Source organism: Pantoea sp. EKM101V (assembly GCF_011800325.1).
In the GTDB taxonomy this organism is placed as follows: domain Bacteria; phylum Pseudomonadota; class Gammaproteobacteria; order Enterobacterales; family Enterobacteriaceae; genus Pantoea; species Pantoea anthophila.
In genome coordinates this window covers 79,434-96,575 of the sequence record NZ_JAALFP010000006.1, presented here as the reverse complement: position 1 = coordinate 96,575, position 17,142 = coordinate 79,434, and the positions used below count along the sequence as shown (strand labels likewise).

Below are 17,142 nucleotides of genomic sequence, written 5' to 3'. Positions count from 1 at the left end.
TTCTGCCTTTCTCATCCAAAACGTGAAAGAGAGATCGTCCGCACCGGGGCGGTAAATTCTGGTTCTGCTGACAGTCGGAGGAATGCCATAGCATTCAGCAGGCCGGTCTGTAGACTGTCGGCAGCAGACCGGAAGATCTTTAAGGGGAGATGGGCCAGTTAAATGAATTTGATTAATATAATGAGGCGGATATTGCCGGGTGTGATTGTTGCCATCTCGCTCAGCGCCTGCCAGCAAGCTGTGATAAAGCAACGGGATAGCGTGGCAAACCTCTGTCAGCCGGAGAAAGATCCTGACAGCAAATCCTGTCACTGGACGCATCAAATGCAGCCGGTGCTGAACCGGGACTTCCGGGATGCAGCCCGTTATGCGGGCCAGCAATGTCTGGTACGGATGGAGTGGCAACGGAGTGGACGTTATGCGGTGACCCAGACCCAGGGTGATGAAGCGCTCTGCCTGCGCGCATGGCAGCTGGTGGCGCAGACCCGCGGCCTTCCGCCACCGCCGGAGCCCGGACAACCCGCGTGGTTCGGCTTTGCGCCGCGTGGTTAGCTGGCCAGCCCCTCCTGACGCCACTGACGCGGACTGATACCAAACCAGCGACGGAACGCGCGCGAAAAAGCACTGACTTCCGAGTAGCCCAGCAGCAGCGCCATTTCTGAAATCGGCAGCTGCTTCTGTTGCAGGTAGTGTGTCGCCATTTCGCAGCGCACCTGATCCACCAGCGCGGTAAAGCTGCTGCCCTCTTCGCGCAACCGCCGCTGCAGTGACCAGCTCGACAGCCCCAGCTTATCCGCCACCTCTTCCAGCACCGGCTCCCCCTGCATCAGCGACAGATTGACCTGCGAACGCGCCTGCTCAATCATGCTCTGCTGCGACGTGCCACGATTAAGCCGCCGGATCGCATCCTGCATCACCGTCAGCAGGATCGGATCGCTCTCCGGCATGGCGCGCAGCAGATCGCGCTTCGGGATCACCAGTGAATTGAAGGGCTGATCGAACCAGACCGGCGCATCAAAGACTTTGCAGTGATCGTGCCACTGGCCGGGGCGCGGATGTTCAAAGTGCACTTCGCGCGGCGCCCAGTGTTTGCCCGCCACGTGGCGGATCAGATTCATAAACATGCCCAGCGTCAGCTCCGCATCCTGACGGCGCGACAGAATCGCCCCGTGGCGCACCTGATAGTCGAGCCGCCAGCACTCCCCCTTATCCACCAGGCGTGTCAGCGTGTCGTGCTGATGCCAGGGAAACGCGTTGACCACATTGTGCAGCGCCTGTTCCAGCGTGGTGGAACAGAGACCGATGTAGCCAATCAGGCCTAATGACTGCGGTTTAAACTGCCTGCCGTAGTGCAAACCGAAGTTATCAGAACCGGAGTGTCGGGCCGCCTCTTCCAGTACCCGACAGTAGTTAACCAGCCCGAGGCTCAGCGTCGGGCTGGCAAGGCGCTCCGGATCGATGCCGCTGATACCGAAGATGCGGTCCGCGTCGCCACCCTGAGTATGAATAAAGTCGCTCAGGCCAGTCGCTGCCGCAGCCAGTACGCCGTGATTGCCAGCTTCTGCGGCTGCCGAGCAGGCAGCAAACGCATCGGGCTTGATCAGTGTCGGATTCATGGTCGCCTCTGTGAGTAGAAAGGTGGATCACCCCTGTTACTGACAGCAATTTCCATACCAGTTTCCCGAAGCCAGCCGCAGGCGGCACGGGCGCAACCGCATCCCGCATCCCGGCCGCCTCTTCCGCTGCGCCACCCGGCTGTCGGGCACTGTGGCGGCGCAGCGACGCCCGTCGCTGGTGCATCAGACTCCCACCGGCAGTCGCTCCCCCTCCAGATAACGGCGGCAGAGACGCACTGAATGGCTCGCCCACTCGGGTCCCAGACTGCGCGCCATTTCCGTTTCGGCATGCGAACCGACCCACGCGGTGAGCTGAATACGACGCTGAACCAGCAGCGCAGGCAGCATAGCCATCTCCGCATCGCTGATGTGCGCCACCTGCTCATAACCGCGGATCCAGTGATCGATCCACTCCGGGGCGCGCGGATGGTGCTCAACAAAACTGATCGCCGCCGCCAGATCGTGCAGATACCAGCCCAGCCCGCAGTCATCAAAGTCGATCACCCGCGTTTCCCCTTTGTGCAGCAGCAGGTTGGTCAGGCGAAGATCGGCGTGGATCAGGCCGTAACGATCCGATCCCTTCCCGAACTGCGCCATCGCCGCGCCCACCTGCGCAATCGCCTGTTCGACCACGCCGTGATCGGCAGGGTTGAGGTTCGGCGCATCCTGCCAGCGTCCCCAGTGACTCTCCGCGCTGGTCATGGTGTGGTGGTCCCAGATAATACGCTGAAAGCCCGCTGGCTTTTGCCACTGCTTACTCTGCTGGTGCAGCCGGGCCGTGATCTGCCCCAGCTGCTGAAAGGCGCGGGGATCGACGTCGGTGGTCGGCATCTCGCCCTCGATCCAGTGAAACAGCACCACATAACGCTCGCTGCCATCCGGCAGCCGCAGCGTCAGCACCTGTTCGCCCTCTTTATCCGGCACCGCTTCCGGCACCATGATGCCGGTTTCACGCAGCGCATCGAGCCACTGCAGTTCACTGACGATATCCGCTTTCTGATGGTAATCGCCACGATGCAGCCGCAGCGCATAACGCTGCCCGGCCGCCCTGAGCAGAAATGTGGCGTTCTCCGATCGGCACAGCAGGCTGAGCTGACCCTGCAGCGGATCGGGATAACAGGCCAGCGCCTGCTGCGCCATCAGGGTGAGTTGGGAATCAGTCAGGTTGTCATATTGTTTCGCGCTCATCAGTCCGGCTCCTGGTCACTTGCGTCATTTCAGCATGCGTGGCCAGCGTGTGTGCTGCTTGACTTCAGAGGAGACAAAGTTGACCGCAGCGTGCAACTGGCCCGGTTGTTGCGTGTGAGTTGACTCTGGAGAACAGAAGTCACTGCGCTGGCGTCAAGTCGTGGCGCGCAAGGCAGCGGCATCATCCTTCTACTGTAGCGTAATGGCGGTGTAACGCCGCATAAGACCAACAACGACGGGGATGGCAGTTATGACAAACAGACTCAAGCCCACGCTGGGCACCCTGCATCTGTGGGGGATTGCGGTTGGCCTGGTGATCTCAGGCGAATATTTTGGCTGGAGTTATGGCTGGGCGGTGGCGGGCACGCTGGGATTCCTGGTCACCACCGCACTGATCGCCACGCTTTACACCTGTTTTATCTTCAGCTTCACCGAACTGACCACCGCGATCCCCCATGCGGGCGGGCCGTTTGCCTACAGTCGCCGCGCCTTTGGCGAAACCGGCGGGCTGATTGCCGGTCTGGCGACGCTGATTGAGTTTGTCTTTGCGCCACCGGCGATTGCCATGGCGATTGGGGCCTATCTCAACGTGCAGTATCCCGACCTTAACCCGAAAACCGCCGCCGTCGGCGCCTACCTGCTGTTTATGACGCTGAATATCCTCGGCGTAAAACTGGCCGCGATGTTCGAACTGGTGGTGACGGTGCTGGCGGTGATCGAACTGCTGGTGTTTATGGGCGTGGTCTCTCCCGGTTTCAGCCTGGCGAACTTCGCCGCACACGGCTGGGCCGGCAGCGACAGCTTCGGACTGCCCGCCTTCTCCGGCATTTTCGCCGCGATCCCTTTTGCCATCTGGTTTTTCCTCGCCATTGAAGGCGCGGCAATGGCGGCGGAAGAGGCAAAAGATCCCACCCGGACCATTCCCCGCGCCTACATCAGCGGCATTCTGACGCTGGTGGTGCTGGCGATTGGCGTGATGCTGATGGCGGGCGGTGCGGGCGACTGGCGCAAACTGGCTGACATTAACGATCCGCTGCCGCAGGCGATGAAAATGATCGTCGGGGAGCACTCAAACTGGATGCACATGCTGGTCTGGATCGGCCTGTTTGGCCTGATTGCCAGCTTCCACGGCATTATTCTCGGCTACTCACGGCAGTTCTTTGCGCTGGCCCGCGCGGGTTATCTGCCTCCTGCCCTGGCAAAACTGTCGCGTTTTCAGACCCCGCATCGCGCCATCCTTACCGGCGGCGTGCTGGGCATTGCGGCCATCTACAGCGATGGCGTGATCAATCTGCAGGGGATGACACTGACGGCGGCGATGATCACCATGGCGGTGTTTGGTGCCATCGTGATGTACATCATGAGCATGCTCAGCCTCTTCCGGCTGCGCCGCAGCGCGCCAGAGATGGCACGCAGTTTCCGTGCGCCGGGCTATCCGATTGTGCCGGGCATCGCCCTGCTGCTGTCGGTCATCTGTCTGCTGGCCATGCTGTGGTTCAACCCGGTGATTGGCGCGCTGTTTGTCGCCATTATGGTGGTGGGCTATCTCTATTTCCTCGCGACCAAAGCGCAGCGCGGACGCGCTCCGCAGGACAGTATGCTGGTGGGCGAGTAAACCGGCATAACAACGCTGACGGATCAACGGCTCAGCGCCTGGTACTTCAGGGGCTGAGCCGCCACGGTCCGGCAAGCGCATGACAGAGCCAGCTCTCACCGGCATGCCGCATCAGCTCTGCAGCGGCCAGAGCCACGCCGCACCGCGCACGCCGCTGGAGTCGCCATGCTGCGCTTTCAGCACCGGCGTTTCACACTCGCCGCCAAACACCCACTTCTTCATCAGCAGCGGCACGGTCTGATAGAGGCGATCCACGTTGCTCATCCCGCCGCCCAGCACGATCACATCGGGATCGATCAGATTCACCACCTGCGCCAGCGATTTTGCCAGCCGCAGCTCATAACGGCTCATCGCCAGTTCGGCGATCGGATCCTGCTGCGCCAGCAGCGAGACGATCTCCGCCCCTTTGCGATGCACGCCGCTCAGCCGCTGATAGTCGATACCAAAGCCGGTGCCAGAGACAAACGTCTCAATGCAGCCCTGCTGGCCGCAGTAGCAGGGCACTTCCTGGCGGTAGCGCAGCTCATCCTCATCCATCCAGGGCAGTGGATTGTGCCCCCACTCACCGGCATTGCCGTTGCCGCCAATGCGTGATTCACCGTTGATCGCCACGCCCGCTCCCGAGCCGGTGCCGATGATCACCGCAAACACCAGCGCCTGTCCGGCCCCGGCGCCGTCGATCGCTTCCGACACCGCCAGACAGTTGGCGTCGTTGGCGATACGCACTTCGCGGTTCAGCGCCTGTGCCAGATCTTTATCCAGCGGCTGGCCGTTGAGCCAGGTGGAGTTAGCATTCTTCACCCGCCTGCTGTAAGGCGACAGTGAGCCAGGAATACCGATCCCGACCGTGCCGCTCTGGCCGGTTTTCTCTTCAGCCAGGGTCACCAGATCGACAATCGCCTGTACCGTCGCCGGATAGTCATCACGAGGGGTATTTACCCGGTGGCGGAACAGCGCCTGCCCTTCATCTGACAATGCAATCACTTCTGTCTTGGTGCCACCCAGATCGATACCTATGCGCACGGTTTATTCCTCATTATTCGTTCAGATGAGAGATACAGTAGAAGCCGCCAGCCGGAAAGGCAATGAAACCACTCCGATGTTTCGCTATCATGCGCGCTGACTCTAGCAGACTTGTGCGCCCGATCGCGCCACGGTAAGGAATCCCGATGTTGTGGTTTAAAAATATGATGGTTTATCGTCTGAATCGTGACATTCCGCTGTCCGCAGATGAGATGGAAAAACAGCTCGACGCCTTCACGTTTTCGCCGTGTGGCAGTCAGGATTTAAGCAAAACCGGCTGGGTCTCGCCGATGGGCAACCGCAGTGATGCGCTGACCCACGAGAACAACGGCCAGATCGTGATTTGCGCCCGTAAAGAAGAGAAAATTCTGCCCGCACCGGTGGTGAAACAGGCGCTGGAAGCCAAAATCGACAAGCTGGAATCTGAGCAGAGCCGCAAGCTGAAGAAGACTGAAAAAGATTCGCTGAAGGATGAAGTGCTGCACAGCCTGCTGCCGCGCGCCTTCAGCCGTTTCAGCCAGACTTACCTCTGGATCGACACGGTTAACAATCTGATTATGGTGGACTGTGCCAGCGCTAAGAAAGCGGAAGATACGCTGGCGCTGCTGCGTAAAAGTCTGGGTTCACTGCCGGTAGTGCCCCTGACGCTGGAAAGCCCGATTGAGCTGACGCTGACCGAATGGGTGCGCTCAGGCGATCTGCCGGCCGGTTTTGCACTGATGGATGAAGCGGAGCTGAAAGCGCTGCTGGAAGATGGCGGCGTCATCCGTTGTAAAAAGCAGGATCTGGTGTGCGATGAGATCGCCAACCACATTGAAGCGGGCAAGCTGGTGACCAAACTGGCGCTCGACTGGCAGGAGCGTATTCAGTTTGTGCTGGCCGATGATGGTTCAGTGAAACGTCTGAAGTTCAGCGACACGCTGCGCGACCAGAACGACGATATCGACCGCGAAGATTTTGCCCAGCGTTTTGATGCTGACTTTATTCTGATGACCAGCGAACTGGCCGCGCTGACCAGCAACCTGGTGGAAGCGCTCGGCGGCGAAGCCCAGCGTTAATCATCGGCAGGCAGCCCCATGCTGACAGGGGTTGCCTGACCATAAAAAAAGGGCCGCTAAGCGGCCCTTTTTTAATCTTTCAGGTAACGGCAGAGATAGGAGCTCGGCTCGCCCACCTGCAGATGAAATTCGCTGTGACCCGGCACGTTAAACACCGAACCCGCTTCAAACCATTTCCACTCCGTCTCACCCGGCAGTAACACCTTCAGCGAGCCGCTGACCACGGTCATCTCTTCCGGCTGACCGGTACCGAATGTGTATTCACCTTCAGCCATCACGCCCACGCTGGCACGGCCGGTGCTCGCACTGTCAAAACCGATAGATTTAACTTTTCCGTCAAAATACTCACTTACGTTGAGCATAATAGTCTCCAGAGCACATGTTGTGTGTCTGGCAGTGTAGAAGGGAACCCGCTGATCTGTCACGCGAAATCACAGGCGTTTGTGATCGCCTTCGTCAGGGAAGCAGCGCGGCCGCCAGCCGGGCCACCAGCTCATTAGAGAGGAGAACCGGCACGCCCAGCTGCTGCTGTAACGCAGCTCGATGCTGCTGGTGATACCCCATACAGTCCATCACCACCAGCGCCGCCCCCTGCGCTTGCAGCGTGCGCGCTGCACTGGTGAAGGTCGCCTGATCGCCCTCATAGGGGCTGGCAACCGCATAACAGGGGGGGATGGGCAGATGCTGCCACTTACCCGCCTGCTCGACAATCTGCTCCGTAACCGGCACCACGATCCCGATCTGCTGCTGCTGCACCATGGCGCCGATCAGCGGCGGGATAATACGGTCCGGCTCCAGCAGAAGCGCCTGTCGGGTGCGAAGCTGGCTGAATTCACCGGTGCAGAGCAGCAGGATGGTCTGATAGCCCGCCCGTTCCAGCGCACTGATTTTGCGCTGCAATCCCTGCTCGACCTTCGACGCCGCCAGCCGCACCTGTTCGCCGTTTTGCAGCCGTGACACCAGCACCGCATCGCCTGCCTCCGGCGCAAACTGCGCCTGGATCTCGGTGCGGCTCAGCCCATCCAGCAGTCCGGCGTGATCGGTCTGCGCATCCGGCAGATGCTGACGCAGCAGCGGCAGTATGTCGCTGCGCGGCGACTGACCGATGGTCAGCGTCACCAGGGAGGCCGTCATCTTAGTGGTTCCGGTGACGCAGATGCGCCAGGCTGCCATAGAGCGCGATCAGCCGCGCATATTCGTCGGCGTCGTAGAAGTGACAGGTTTCACGACCAAACTCCTTGGCGACCTCAATGGCAAACTTCGCGGCGGCCGCAATGTCCACTTCATGACTGGCCCCGGTTCCGCAGCCCGGCACCACCGACTCTGCCGTGATCGCCACGCCCACAACCGGGACATCGGTGGCGGTGGAAGGCTGCAGAATACTGTTGAGATGATAAATCCCGTTACCGTACGGCGTAATATCCTGAGTCGTGATCGGGAAGGTCACCGCCGGACGACCGCTGGTCATCTCCATGATGCGCAGCAGATCCTCCGACACCCGCAGGATGTAGCCCTCTTTTACCGTCGGCGACAGGGCAAAACCTTTGTGGTTGATGATGCGATTGCCTTTGGTGGTGTCGATCGACAGAATCGCATCCACCCCCGCCACCACCTCATTGTCATTCATCGTGACATCATCAATCGGTGAATCCATAAAATCGACCGGCAGATGCGGCCGCGTGGGCGCATCAGGACAGATATGGGTGGTGATGATCACATCCCCCGTCAGCCTGTCGCCTTTACCCTGCATCTGCGCCAGCTTCAGCGCACAGGCGATCGCCGCGACGGCGCCATCGGCATCGGAGACCATCCCGATCCGGCCAGGGCGGGCACCGATGCCGCCAAGCCGGCCAATAATGCCCAGCGTTGGCGCACGGCCTCCCGCGGCTTTGCCCTGCACGCCCGGGATATCGATGCGCACAAAGTCGGTCCGGCCTTTGGGACCCGTCACCCGGTTGAAACGGGCCGTGATCTCCGGCCAGGGCGCAAACAGATCCACCACCTGCTGCCCGTCGATATGGGCGCTGTCCAGTAATTCAAAAACCGTCAGGGTCTGCTGCAAACTCATCGTTAATCCTTTTATTTCTTGCTGCTGCTGGCAAACAGCGAATGGAAGAAGCTGTAGAGGGCATCACCGGCAATAAACCCTGCCGCCATGACTTCCATAGGCGACCGGCCACGCTCGCCCCAGACGCGAATAATGACGATGCGCAGGGCAATCCCGACCATCACAGCCCAGCCCGCCATCGCGTTGTTGATTAACAGACCGGTGGCCAGCAGCACGCCCAGCTGCCGTTTCGGTCCGCCGATCAGCTGAATCATCGCGCCAGGAATCGCCCACAGCAGCAGGTTTCCGGCGATACCCGGCTCCGCGCCCGCCTGAATCGTTTTGGCATAGACCCGCGCCACCGGCGGCAGCAGGTTATCGGTAAAGAACAGAGTGTGGGCGTACCAGACCAGCGGAATCGACACCACAAAGGCGATCATGGCGGCGATCAACTGAATGCGCCGTCCCCACAGCTCCTGTTGCAGGTCGGCACCGTTGCCGCGCAGGATAAAGCCCGCCTTCAGGTCATAGCCCATATCGGCGAACGCCGGCCCGGTGGCGGCGGTAAAGCCGCACAGCAGACAGAGCGCCAGCGGCGGAAAGCCGAGCAGAATGCCGATAATCAGCGTAATCAGCGCCACGGCAAAGGCCGGGAACCAGCCGGAGTGCATCGCGGCAATCCCGACAATCAGTTCATGGGCAAAGGCCGCAAAGGCGGCGTAGAGGACAAACAGCAGCAGCATCGCGATGCCCATCTCACTCCACAGGCCGCCCGCCAGCGCCAGCAGCGCCGAAATCACGATGTAGCCCACGCTGCCGAAGCCCAGCGCCCGCTGCACCTCATTGCCGTTGCGGCTCACCCCCTGCGCATCATTTTTGCGACTGCGGATCACCATCATGACCTGAATCAGCGCCACCAGGCCGGCGCCGACCATCACGCCATGCGGAATGTAGAGTGTATTGATATCAATACCGGCCACCGGCTGCGCGTAGGCCCGCAGCAGAAAACCGATGCCGAGCATCGACAGCGCCCAGATATTGCCGATAAACGCGGTGCCAAAGGCGGACATCGGGATCTTCAGCATCGCGCCGACAACGCCACCGACAATACCCGCCACCAGCAGCCAAGCCTGACGTCCCCCTTTATCTCCTGCTTTGATCGCTTCAGCCGCCGCCACGCCCGGAGGCCAGGCATTGCTGGCCGGAAAGACGCGGGTATCAAACAGACGATAGAGCAGCCAGGCATCAAGCAGCATTGCGGCACTGACGCCACAGAAGAGTGGCAGGACCAGCTGTGGCTCTCCCAGCGCCCAGGGCACCGCAATCGGCATCAGCAGGCTGTTGGCTGCCCCGAAGGTGGCTGACGAGATAGCAGTCTGCGCCAGATTCTGGATTTCAATCGAACGATAGCGGCGGAAAGCCTGCAGCGGAATACGCGCCAGCAGCATGGCAAACAGCGCACCAATAATCGACGTGTTAGGCGTTACGCCAAGGGTGGTGATCAGCTGGATACCAATAATGGCACCCGCGATAGAAAGCAAAATTAAAACCAGTGCCACGCCAGCGTGCCTGATCGGATTTACCCGTTCCATATGTCCCCGCCAGTCCTTGTCCAGAAGAAATAGAAGAATGTCTGCCCGCCTGCTGACGGGTTGACGCCGCTTGTCTTTTTTTACGGTTCTGATGCGCGCAGGCGCTGCCCTCCTGCCAGGAACGTCACCCGTGCACAAACACGCGAGGGGACGCACACAGGCAGCCAGGCTGCTGCGTAAAGCATCGCGATCAGATTGAAAGAAAAAGGCCCGAAGGCCCTGGTTTTCCCTGGTGTGGCGAAAGTATTACGCCGATAAAATCGTGGTGACGTTACGCGCCAAACTTTTCGGCCATCTCTGTGGCCGTTGCGCGTAATGCGTCAAGGAGCGCGGGCGGGTATCCCGGTTCCGACTCCTGCGACAGAAACGACAGGCAGAGCGCGACCGTTTCGCCATGATGTTTGTTGTGCACGACGACTGACAGTGAACTGATGCCAGGCAGAGCCTCATTACGGGCCAGTGACCAGCCCTGCTGCCGGATTTCCGCCAGACTGGCAAGAAGCGCCTCCGGGCTTTGCGGCGAGTTTGCCGGGCCAGCCTGCCAGTGGTCACGAAAGCGCGCCAGCACCTCGTCATCGCTTAACTGCGCCAGCAGTACTCTGCCGGTTGAGGTGGCGTCAGCCGGCATCCGGCTGCCGGGTGGGGTGACCATCTGGGTAAAGTGACGGCCATGAAACATGCGCATCACTAATATTTCCCGGCCATCCAGCTTTGACACGTAGCCCATGCAACCCGTTTTTGCGGCCAGCCTGACCATCGCGGCTGAGACGCTGTCCACCAGCGGTGCAGACAGATAGTGCCCGGCGGCGGCTAACAATACGCGGCCAATATGATAACCGCGCGTGTCGGCATCGCGCTCCAGCATCCCCTGACTTTCCATCGTGGCGAGCAGACGCGATACCGTGCTTTTGGGCAGGCCCAGCGCCTCAACCACCTCACTGAAGGAGAGACCGACATGCCCCTGCGTCACGCCCTTGTGCTGAAATAACCGGAGTACGGCGGCGGCATTTTCGAGTGTGGTCATGTCACGGGTTCCACTATATGGAACAAAGTTCCTCTGCAGTTGCGACGAAAATAAAACGTGACGCTGAATCGGTCAAGCGACAATTTTGTCGCCGACAGGATCGGCAGCAGAGAAAATACGGCGATAAAATTGATTAGCGGGGCTTTATAGGGCGACGCCGGGAGTGCGCAGAACAGACGCCCGGACAAAAAGCCAGTCGCAGTAAATCTGCGTAAATTTTGCGTGTTAATTGACCGGATGCGGTCGGGGAGAGGGGAAACTTTATCGCGCAGGGGTGACAGAAGAGGATGTTGCCAGCTATGACAGGATGGAACAGGCTGGCGTCCCTGCCAGCAGCAACGAATTACTCTTTTTCGACGTCTTCGTAGCGCGCTTTGGCGTCATGCGCTTCTTCTTCCGTTTCGTGCTCGCTGATTAAGGAATTTGGTTTAGGGTGGTCGGCACGTAACTCATAGGACGTGACTTTTTTACCCTCAGGACCCTTTTCTACAGGCACAACTTTCGCTTCACGTGGATACGGTGGTCTGGTCGGCATACTGTGTCCCTCTTCTCTCAATAACATTCCACAGGACAGGCCGCTGCCTGTCATGAGGTAAGTATAGACAACACCCACTGAAGCGGGATCAAAGCGGGAAAAATCTGAGGGTTAGCTGGCGCGCGCCAGGGAGAGGGAGAGCAGGATCTCCTCTACCACACGCTCGGGGGACTGCACGGCATTCACCTGATGATGGGCGGCGGCCTGATAGAGATGCGCGCGTTCGCGCAGGACATCGCTCATCTCATCGGCAATCGGACGGCCGGTTAAGGTCGGACGCTGGGCCGCCTCTGGTTCGCTTTGCAGCCGCTCTGCCAGCACCTCGGGAGAGGCGCTAAGCCAGATCACCTGTCCCTGCTCCCGCATAAAGCGGCAGTTCTCCTCGGCCAGAATCATGCCACCGCCGGTGGCTATCACGGTGCGCGGCGCCGTCACGGCCCGCAGTGATTCCGTTTCACGGGCGCGGAACCCCTCCCACCCTTCTGCCGCCACAATCTCGGCCACGCTGCGCTGCGTGCTGAGTTGCAGATGGTGATCGGTGTCGGTGAAGGCGTAGCCCAGCGCCTGCGACAACGCCACGCCGACTGTGGTTTTGCCGCAACCGCGAGCGCCAATCAAAAAGATGGGTAGTGACATCAGGGCCGTTCCTCCGCCTGACCGCGCGATGCGGCTGCATGGTTAGCTGATTAATGCGACGCATCATAACTGGAAATTATTATGGCCTCCACCTGTCAGGCAGGTTTTACGCACTTTACTGCCCTGAATGGCGATAAGTCTTATCTTTTCAAGGGGAAATGCATGCACGATTTGTGCATCAGGGTCTCCACTGCCCGGCGGAAATGGTGAAAAAGCGGGGCAAAACGGGTCTGGCAATATTTGCTTACCGCCACAGATTTACTTTTCTCTCAGCCGCCCACATATACTGATCACCATCGCCACAGGAGAGTCATCATGCAACGCGAAGAACAACAACTGATCGAAGGGCTGTTCACCCGCCTGAAACAGGCCGAAAGCCAGACCGCGGCACGTGATGCCGCTGCCGAACAACTGATTAACCAGCACCTGCAGGCGCAGCCTGGCGCACCTTACTACATGGCGCAGGCGATCCTGATTCAGGAAGCGGCGCTGAAAAAACTCAATGAGCGGGTATCGGCGCTGGAAAGTCAGCTGGCACAGCAGCAGCAACAGCAGCCCGCGCAGAGCAGTGGCGGATTCCTCTCAGGACTGTTTGGCGGCGGTTCACGTCAGCAGCAGCCTGCTCAGCAACAGCAGCAACCGTCACCCTGGAACAGTGCGCCTCAGCAACCGGCTCAGCCGCAATATGCGCCAGCCCCGGCGTCACGCGGCACTGGCTTCCTCGGCGGCGCACTGCAGACGGCGGTGGGTGTCGCCGGTGGTGTGGTGATGGCCGATATGCTGACCAGCATGTTCCACCACTCACAGCCGGAAGAGATTGTGAACATCATCAATGAGCCACCGCTGCCGGAGGTGAACGATAATCTCAACACCTTTAACGGTGGCGATGACAACCTCAATACCTTCAATGAGGGTAATGACAACGCCTTCCTGGATCAGAACAGCGGCTGGGATAACAATTTTGCCGACAACGGCGACCTCAACGATTTTGGCGGCGATGACTACGACGACGACAGCTTCGTTTAACGTCAGCGTTTCTGCTGTCTGAGCCAGCTATCCAGTTCATTTGCAAACTGCTGGCGGTCACGCGGACTCATTGCCGCGGGGCCGCCGGTCTGCACACCGCTTGACCGCAGGGTATCCATAAAGTCGCGCATCGTCAGCCGTTCCCGTATTGTCGCCGGTGAGTAACGCTCGCCACGCGGATTCAGCGCCGCCGCCCCCTTCTCAATCACCTCGGCCGCCAGCGGAATATCGGCGGTAATCACCAGATCCCCAGGCTCAACACGTTTAACAATTTCATTGTCCGCGACATCAAACCCGGCAGGCACCTGCAGGGTGCGCAGATAGGGCGAAGGCGGCACACGCAGAAACTGGTTTGCCACAAAGATGACCGTGGTGGCGGTGCGATCGGCCGCGCGGTACAGCACCTCTTTGATCACATTCGGACAGGCATCGGCATCGACCCAGATAGACATCATCACTCCTTACAGTCAGAGAAGTCTGCGATCTTGCCGGGTTCCCTTTAAATGGCAAATTTAATTTGCGGCACGCTTTCCAGGCTGCACGCGGCTGACTTGTTATTCGGGCTGACTGAAGTAAGCTAGCCGGAAGAAAACGCATAATGTCCTAAGGAGATGGCGATGCTGGCTAAGAAAATCGGGTTTATCGGCGGGGGAAATATGGCGAAAGCCATTATCGGCGGACTGGTCAACAGTGGCAAAATCGCCCCGTCTGATATTTTCGTTTATGACCGCAAAGCAGACACCAACCAGGCGCTGGCAGAGCAGTATGGCATCAACGCCGCAGAGAGTGCTGACGCGCTGGCGCGCGAGGTGGACATTCTGTTTGGCGCGGTCAAACCCAATGTCATCCTGAAAGTGTTAAAAGAGCTGGCAGGCAGCCTGAAGAAAGAGGCGCTGGTGGTGTCGATCGCGGCGGGTGTGACGCTTGATTCACTCTCCTCGGTGCTGGGTTATGACCGCAAAATTGTCCGGGCGATGCCTAATACCCCCTCGCTGGTGAGTGAAGGCATGACCTCGGTCACGCCTAATGCGCTGGTGGAGTCCACAGAAACCGACGAAGTGGTCGCGATTTTTGAGAGCTTCGGCAAGGCAGCGGTAGTGGATGAGTATCTGATTCACTCGGTCGTGGGCGTCAGCGGGTCCGCCCCGGCCTACGTGTTCATGTTTATCGAGGCGATGGCGGATGCGGCTGTCGCTGGCGGCATGCCGCGCGCGCAGGCCTATCAGTTTGCCGCGCAGACGGTGAAAGGGGCGGCGCAGATGGTGCTGACTACCGGCAAACATCCGGCGGAGCTCAAAGATATGGTCTGCTCTCCCGGCGGCACCACCATTGAAGCGGTGAAGGTGCTGGAAGAGAAAGGGATGCGTTCGGCGGTGATTGAAGCGATGCAGCAGTGCATGGCGAAGTCAGAGAAACTGAGCCGCAGCTAGCAAGCCACGATGAGCAGGGCGGCCCGTCGGCCCGCCCTGCATTCGGCCTACTCCATCGCTGCCTTGCAGTACACCACGGCGTCGGCAAACGTCATGGGTTGCTGCATCCGCTCTACCAGCTCAGCGGTCAGCGTATACATCCCGCACGAACAGATCGCCGCCAGTTCACCCTGCTGTCCATAACACGCGATAAACTTTTTCTCCTCCAGCGAGCCGAGCAGCTGGAAATTATCCCACTCTCTGGCGTGGCCCAGATACTCATAACGGGTGCCATACTGGGTCGTCCAGAAAAAGGGCACACGTTCAAAGGCGACGTGCTGGTCCAGCATATTTCTGGCGACGGTCTGTCCCTGCTGATGCGCAACACGATAGTGCTCGATGCGCAGCGGCCCCTGCGCCGACGGATACGTCGCGATGTCACCCGCAACCCAGATGTTCTCAGCCACCTTCAGCTCTGCATCGGCCTGCAGGCTGCCATCCTCTGCCAGCGGCAGATCGTGGATAAAGTCGGTGGCCGGTTTCACGCCGGTGGCAAACAGGACGACGGTAGCGGGCAACTGCCGCCCCCCTTTAAGCTGCACACTGCTCACCTGCTGATCGCCCTGCAGGGATTCAATTTCGCCCTGCTCCCATTTCACGCCATTTTTCTGATGCAGCTGATAGAAATAGCGGCCAATCTGGTCGCCAAACTGTTTCGCAAAGGGCAGCGTCTGGCGGGCAATCACCGTCACATCAATGTCACGGTTACGCAACGCCGACGCCAGTTCGGTGCCGATAAAGCTGTTGCCGATGATCACAATTTTATGGCTGGCATCTACCGCCTGAAGCAGCTGGTCGGTCTGGGCTTTGCTGCGCAGCAGATGCACCCCCTCCAGATCGCTGCCGGGTATATCGGGACGTACAGGTGCCGCGCCACTGGCGATCAGGAGTTTGTCGAAGGCGAGGCTTTCACCATCTTCAAAGATCAGCCGTTGCTGCTGAGCGTCAAGGCGGCTCACACTGGCCTGAATGCGCTCGACGTGATCCATCACATCCGCTTTCAGCAGCTGCGGTACCTCGCTGATATCCATCTTGCCTGATGGCACAAATTTGGTCAGTGCAGTGCGGTCGTAGGGTGCGTCCGCTTCCCGCTCCACCAGCACCAGACGCCCTTTATAGCCCTCATGTCGTAACCGCCACAGCGCAGCACTTCCCGCCGCGCCGCCACCCAGCACCACGAAAACCGGTGCGTCTGCACCGCTGCCAATGGGCGCGGCGGGCGACATCGCCTCAGGATTGACCAGCACACGCCCCTCTTCAATCCGCAGCGGATACTGTTTGAGATCGGCCAGCGCCAGCGGTTCACACATTTTGCCGTCGGCCAGATTAAATGCGGCTTTGTGCCACGGGCAGACCAGCCGGTCGCCACAGATCGCGCCCTGCTCCAGCGGCGCGCCAGCATGCGGGCATTTCGCCTGGTAAGCACGAACGCTCTCCCCCTCGCGGATCAGTAACACTTCCACCTCACCCAGCGTTTTTTTAACCGGCTGACGCTGCGGCAGGTCTTTCAGATCGACGGTAAATTGATAGTTCACAACGTGGCTCCTTTGACTGTTCCGGTTGGGCGCCGCGCCGTCAGATCCTGCGCAGCGCAAATCCCCACAAACAGTAAGTGTGGCAAAGGAAATTAAAAGCCTGACGCGGAATATTTGTCAGAAGCGTAACGGGCTGTTACAGCAGGGAATTTAAACGCAGGCCGGAAGGGAAACGGCCACCTGCGTGGCCGGGAGAAACATCAGCTTTTTTTCAGGCACTGGCTCATAAAGGTTTTACGTGCATCACCCGCCAGCTTTTTATCGCCAGCTTCGCCATTGCAGCTTTTCATTTTCATCTGCTGCGGAGACATCTGTGACAGCTTGCTCTCTTTTTTCAGGCATTCACTCATAAAGGATTTGCGCGCATCTCCCTTGAGATCCTGTGATTTGGCATGCTGGTTACAGATCGTCATTTTCTCCTGCTGCGGGGTCTTCTCCGCCGCATTTGCCAGCCCGCTGACCAGCAGGCCCGCCATCATCATTGCCAAAAAACCGACTTTCATCGTGTTATCTCCCATGTGGATGTGTTCTTTCTTATTCTGGCAGCGAATAAGCAAAGCGGGAAATGTTTCCGGTCAGCGTGATGGAAAGATCCCATTCCAGAGTGGGACTGTACTGCACGTCTAGCGCGGATCAACAAATCCGTGGCCTGGCCCGCCACCCGGCCCGCCCCAGCCCCCTCCACCGCCGCCGCCAGGAGGCGGGAAAAGACATCCGCTCAGGACAAAACCTAATGCCACAACAGCCGCCAGCTTAACGATTCGTTTCATATCAACCT

Annotated in this window: 18 protein-coding genes; 5 read left to right on the top strand and 13 right to left on the bottom strand. The window is 59.4% G+C overall.

Features of this window, described 5'->3' with window-relative positions; genetic code table 11:
* The first annotated feature begins 201 nt into the window (after window positions 1-201).
* The gene (locus tag HFD92_RS11485) at window positions 202-552 is read left to right on the top strand and encodes a cell envelope integrity TolA C-terminal domain-containing protein (protein ID WP_255461719.1); all 351 of its coding nucleotides are present in this window, start codon (window positions 202-204) and stop codon (window positions 550-552) included.
* Here HFD92_RS11485 and HFD92_RS11480 read toward each other — a convergent pair.
* On the bottom strand, window positions 549-1,616 hold the full coding sequence (locus tag HFD92_RS11480; RefSeq protein ID WP_046101340.1) for an AraC family transcriptional regulator: 1,068 nt from the start codon (window positions 1,614-1,616) through the stop codon (window positions 549-551). The genes HFD92_RS11485 and HFD92_RS11480 overlap by 4 nt on opposite strands.
* A gap of 183 nt (window positions 1,617-1,799) precedes the next feature.
* Window positions 1,800-2,804 carry a phosphotransferase enzyme family protein gene (locus HFD92_RS11475; RefSeq protein ID WP_009091791.1) on the bottom strand — a complete coding sequence of 335 codons (1,005 nt, stop codon included), beginning with the start codon at window positions 2,802-2,804 and terminating at the stop codon, window positions 1,800-1,802.
* 250 nt (window positions 2,805-3,054) lie between these two features.
* Here HFD92_RS11475 and eat point away from each other — a divergent pair, with 250 nt between their 5' ends.
* On the top strand, window positions 3,055-4,419 hold the full coding sequence (eat, locus tag HFD92_RS11470; RefSeq protein WP_058956377.1) for an ethanolamine permease: 1,365 nt from the start codon (window positions 3,055-3,057) through the stop codon (window positions 4,417-4,419).
* Between the two features lie 111 nt (window positions 4,420-4,530).
* Here the strand turns inward: eat and mak are convergent, their stop codons facing one another.
* Window positions 4,531-5,442 carry a fructokinase gene (mak, locus tag HFD92_RS11465; protein ID WP_150044184.1) on the bottom strand — a complete coding sequence of 304 codons (912 nt, stop codon included), beginning with the start codon at window positions 5,440-5,442 and terminating at the stop codon, window positions 4,531-4,533.
* 146 nt (window positions 5,443-5,588) lie between these two features.
* Here mak and rdgC point away from each other — a divergent pair, with 146 nt between their 5' ends.
* Window positions 5,589-6,500 (top strand): recombination-associated protein RdgC, encoded by a 912-nt coding sequence (gene rdgC, locus HFD92_RS11460; protein ID WP_009091797.1) that lies wholly within the window; start codon window positions 5,589-5,591, stop codon window positions 6,498-6,500.
* Window positions 6,501-6,571: 71 nt separating this feature from the next.
* Here the strand turns inward: rdgC and ppnP are convergent, their stop codons facing one another.
* From ppnP to aroL, 7 genes are all read right to left on the bottom strand, one after another.
* Window positions 6,572-6,862, bottom strand: coding sequence for a pyrimidine/purine nucleoside phosphorylase (gene ppnP / locus HFD92_RS11455; protein WP_009091800.1), 291 nt, complete (start codon window positions 6,860-6,862; stop codon window positions 6,572-6,574).
* A gap of 94 nt (window positions 6,863-6,956) precedes the next feature.
* Window positions 6,957-7,634: an AroM family protein gene (locus HFD92_RS11450; protein ID WP_111208096.1), complete on the bottom strand. Its 678-nt coding sequence runs from the start codon at window positions 7,632-7,634 to the stop codon at window positions 6,957-6,959.
* A gap of 1 nt (window position 7,635) precedes the next feature.
* A complete protein-coding gene (locus tag HFD92_RS11445) occupies window positions 7,636-8,568 on the bottom strand; it encodes a DUF1177 domain-containing protein (protein ID WP_009091804.1) in 933 nt (310 codons plus the stop codon).
* 11 nt (window positions 8,569-8,579) lie between these two features.
* Window positions 8,580-10,139, bottom strand: a complete 1,560-nt coding sequence (locus HFD92_RS11440) for an OPT/YSL family transporter (RefSeq protein ID WP_167428962.1) — start codon at window positions 10,137-10,139, stop codon at window positions 8,580-8,582.
* Between the two features lie 271 nt (window positions 10,140-10,410).
* Window positions 10,411-11,163: an IclR family transcriptional regulator gene (locus HFD92_RS11435; RefSeq protein WP_167428961.1), complete on the bottom strand. Its 753-nt coding sequence runs from the start codon at window positions 11,161-11,163 to the stop codon at window positions 10,411-10,413.
* A gap of 343 nt (window positions 11,164-11,506) precedes the next feature.
* Window positions 11,507-11,698 (bottom strand): YaiA family protein, encoded by a 192-nt coding sequence (locus HFD92_RS11430; RefSeq protein WP_009091809.1) that lies wholly within the window; start codon window positions 11,696-11,698, stop codon window positions 11,507-11,509.
* Between the two features lie 111 nt (window positions 11,699-11,809).
* Window positions 11,810-12,334: a shikimate kinase AroL gene (gene aroL / locus HFD92_RS11425; RefSeq protein ID WP_167428960.1), complete on the bottom strand. Its 525-nt coding sequence runs from the start codon at window positions 12,332-12,334 to the stop codon at window positions 11,810-11,812.
* Window positions 12,335-12,649: 315 nt separating this feature from the next.
* On the opposite strand from aroL, the gene HFD92_RS11420 reads away from it, so the two are divergent.
* Window positions 12,650-13,360, top strand: coding sequence for a DUF2076 domain-containing protein (locus tag HFD92_RS11420; protein WP_009091814.1), 711 nt, complete (start codon window positions 12,650-12,652; stop codon window positions 13,358-13,360).
* A gap of 2 nt (window positions 13,361-13,362) precedes the next feature.
* Here the strand turns inward: HFD92_RS11420 and HFD92_RS11415 are convergent, their stop codons facing one another.
* Window positions 13,363-13,812, bottom strand: a complete 450-nt coding sequence (locus tag HFD92_RS11415; RefSeq protein WP_167429024.1) for a YaiI/YqxD family protein — start codon at window positions 13,810-13,812, stop codon at window positions 13,363-13,365.
* A 165-nt stretch (window positions 13,813-13,977) separates the two neighbouring features.
* On the opposite strand from HFD92_RS11415, the gene proC reads away from it, so the two are divergent.
* Window positions 13,978-14,790, top strand: coding sequence for a pyrroline-5-carboxylate reductase (gene proC / locus HFD92_RS11410; RefSeq protein ID WP_167428959.1), 813 nt, complete (start codon window positions 13,978-13,980; stop codon window positions 14,788-14,790).
* Window positions 14,791-14,837: 47 nt separating this feature from the next.
* On the opposite strand, the gene HFD92_RS11405 is transcribed toward proC, so the two are convergent.
* Window positions 14,838-16,364: an FAD-dependent oxidoreductase gene (locus tag HFD92_RS11405; protein WP_167428958.1), complete on the bottom strand. Its 1,527-nt coding sequence runs from the start codon at window positions 16,362-16,364 to the stop codon at window positions 14,838-14,840.
* Window positions 16,365-16,564: 200 nt separating this feature from the next.
* Window positions 16,565-16,867: a PsiF family protein gene (locus HFD92_RS11400; RefSeq protein ID WP_033736600.1), complete on the bottom strand. Its 303-nt coding sequence runs from the start codon at window positions 16,865-16,867 to the stop codon at window positions 16,565-16,567.
* Window positions 16,868-17,142: the final 275 nt, after the last annotated feature.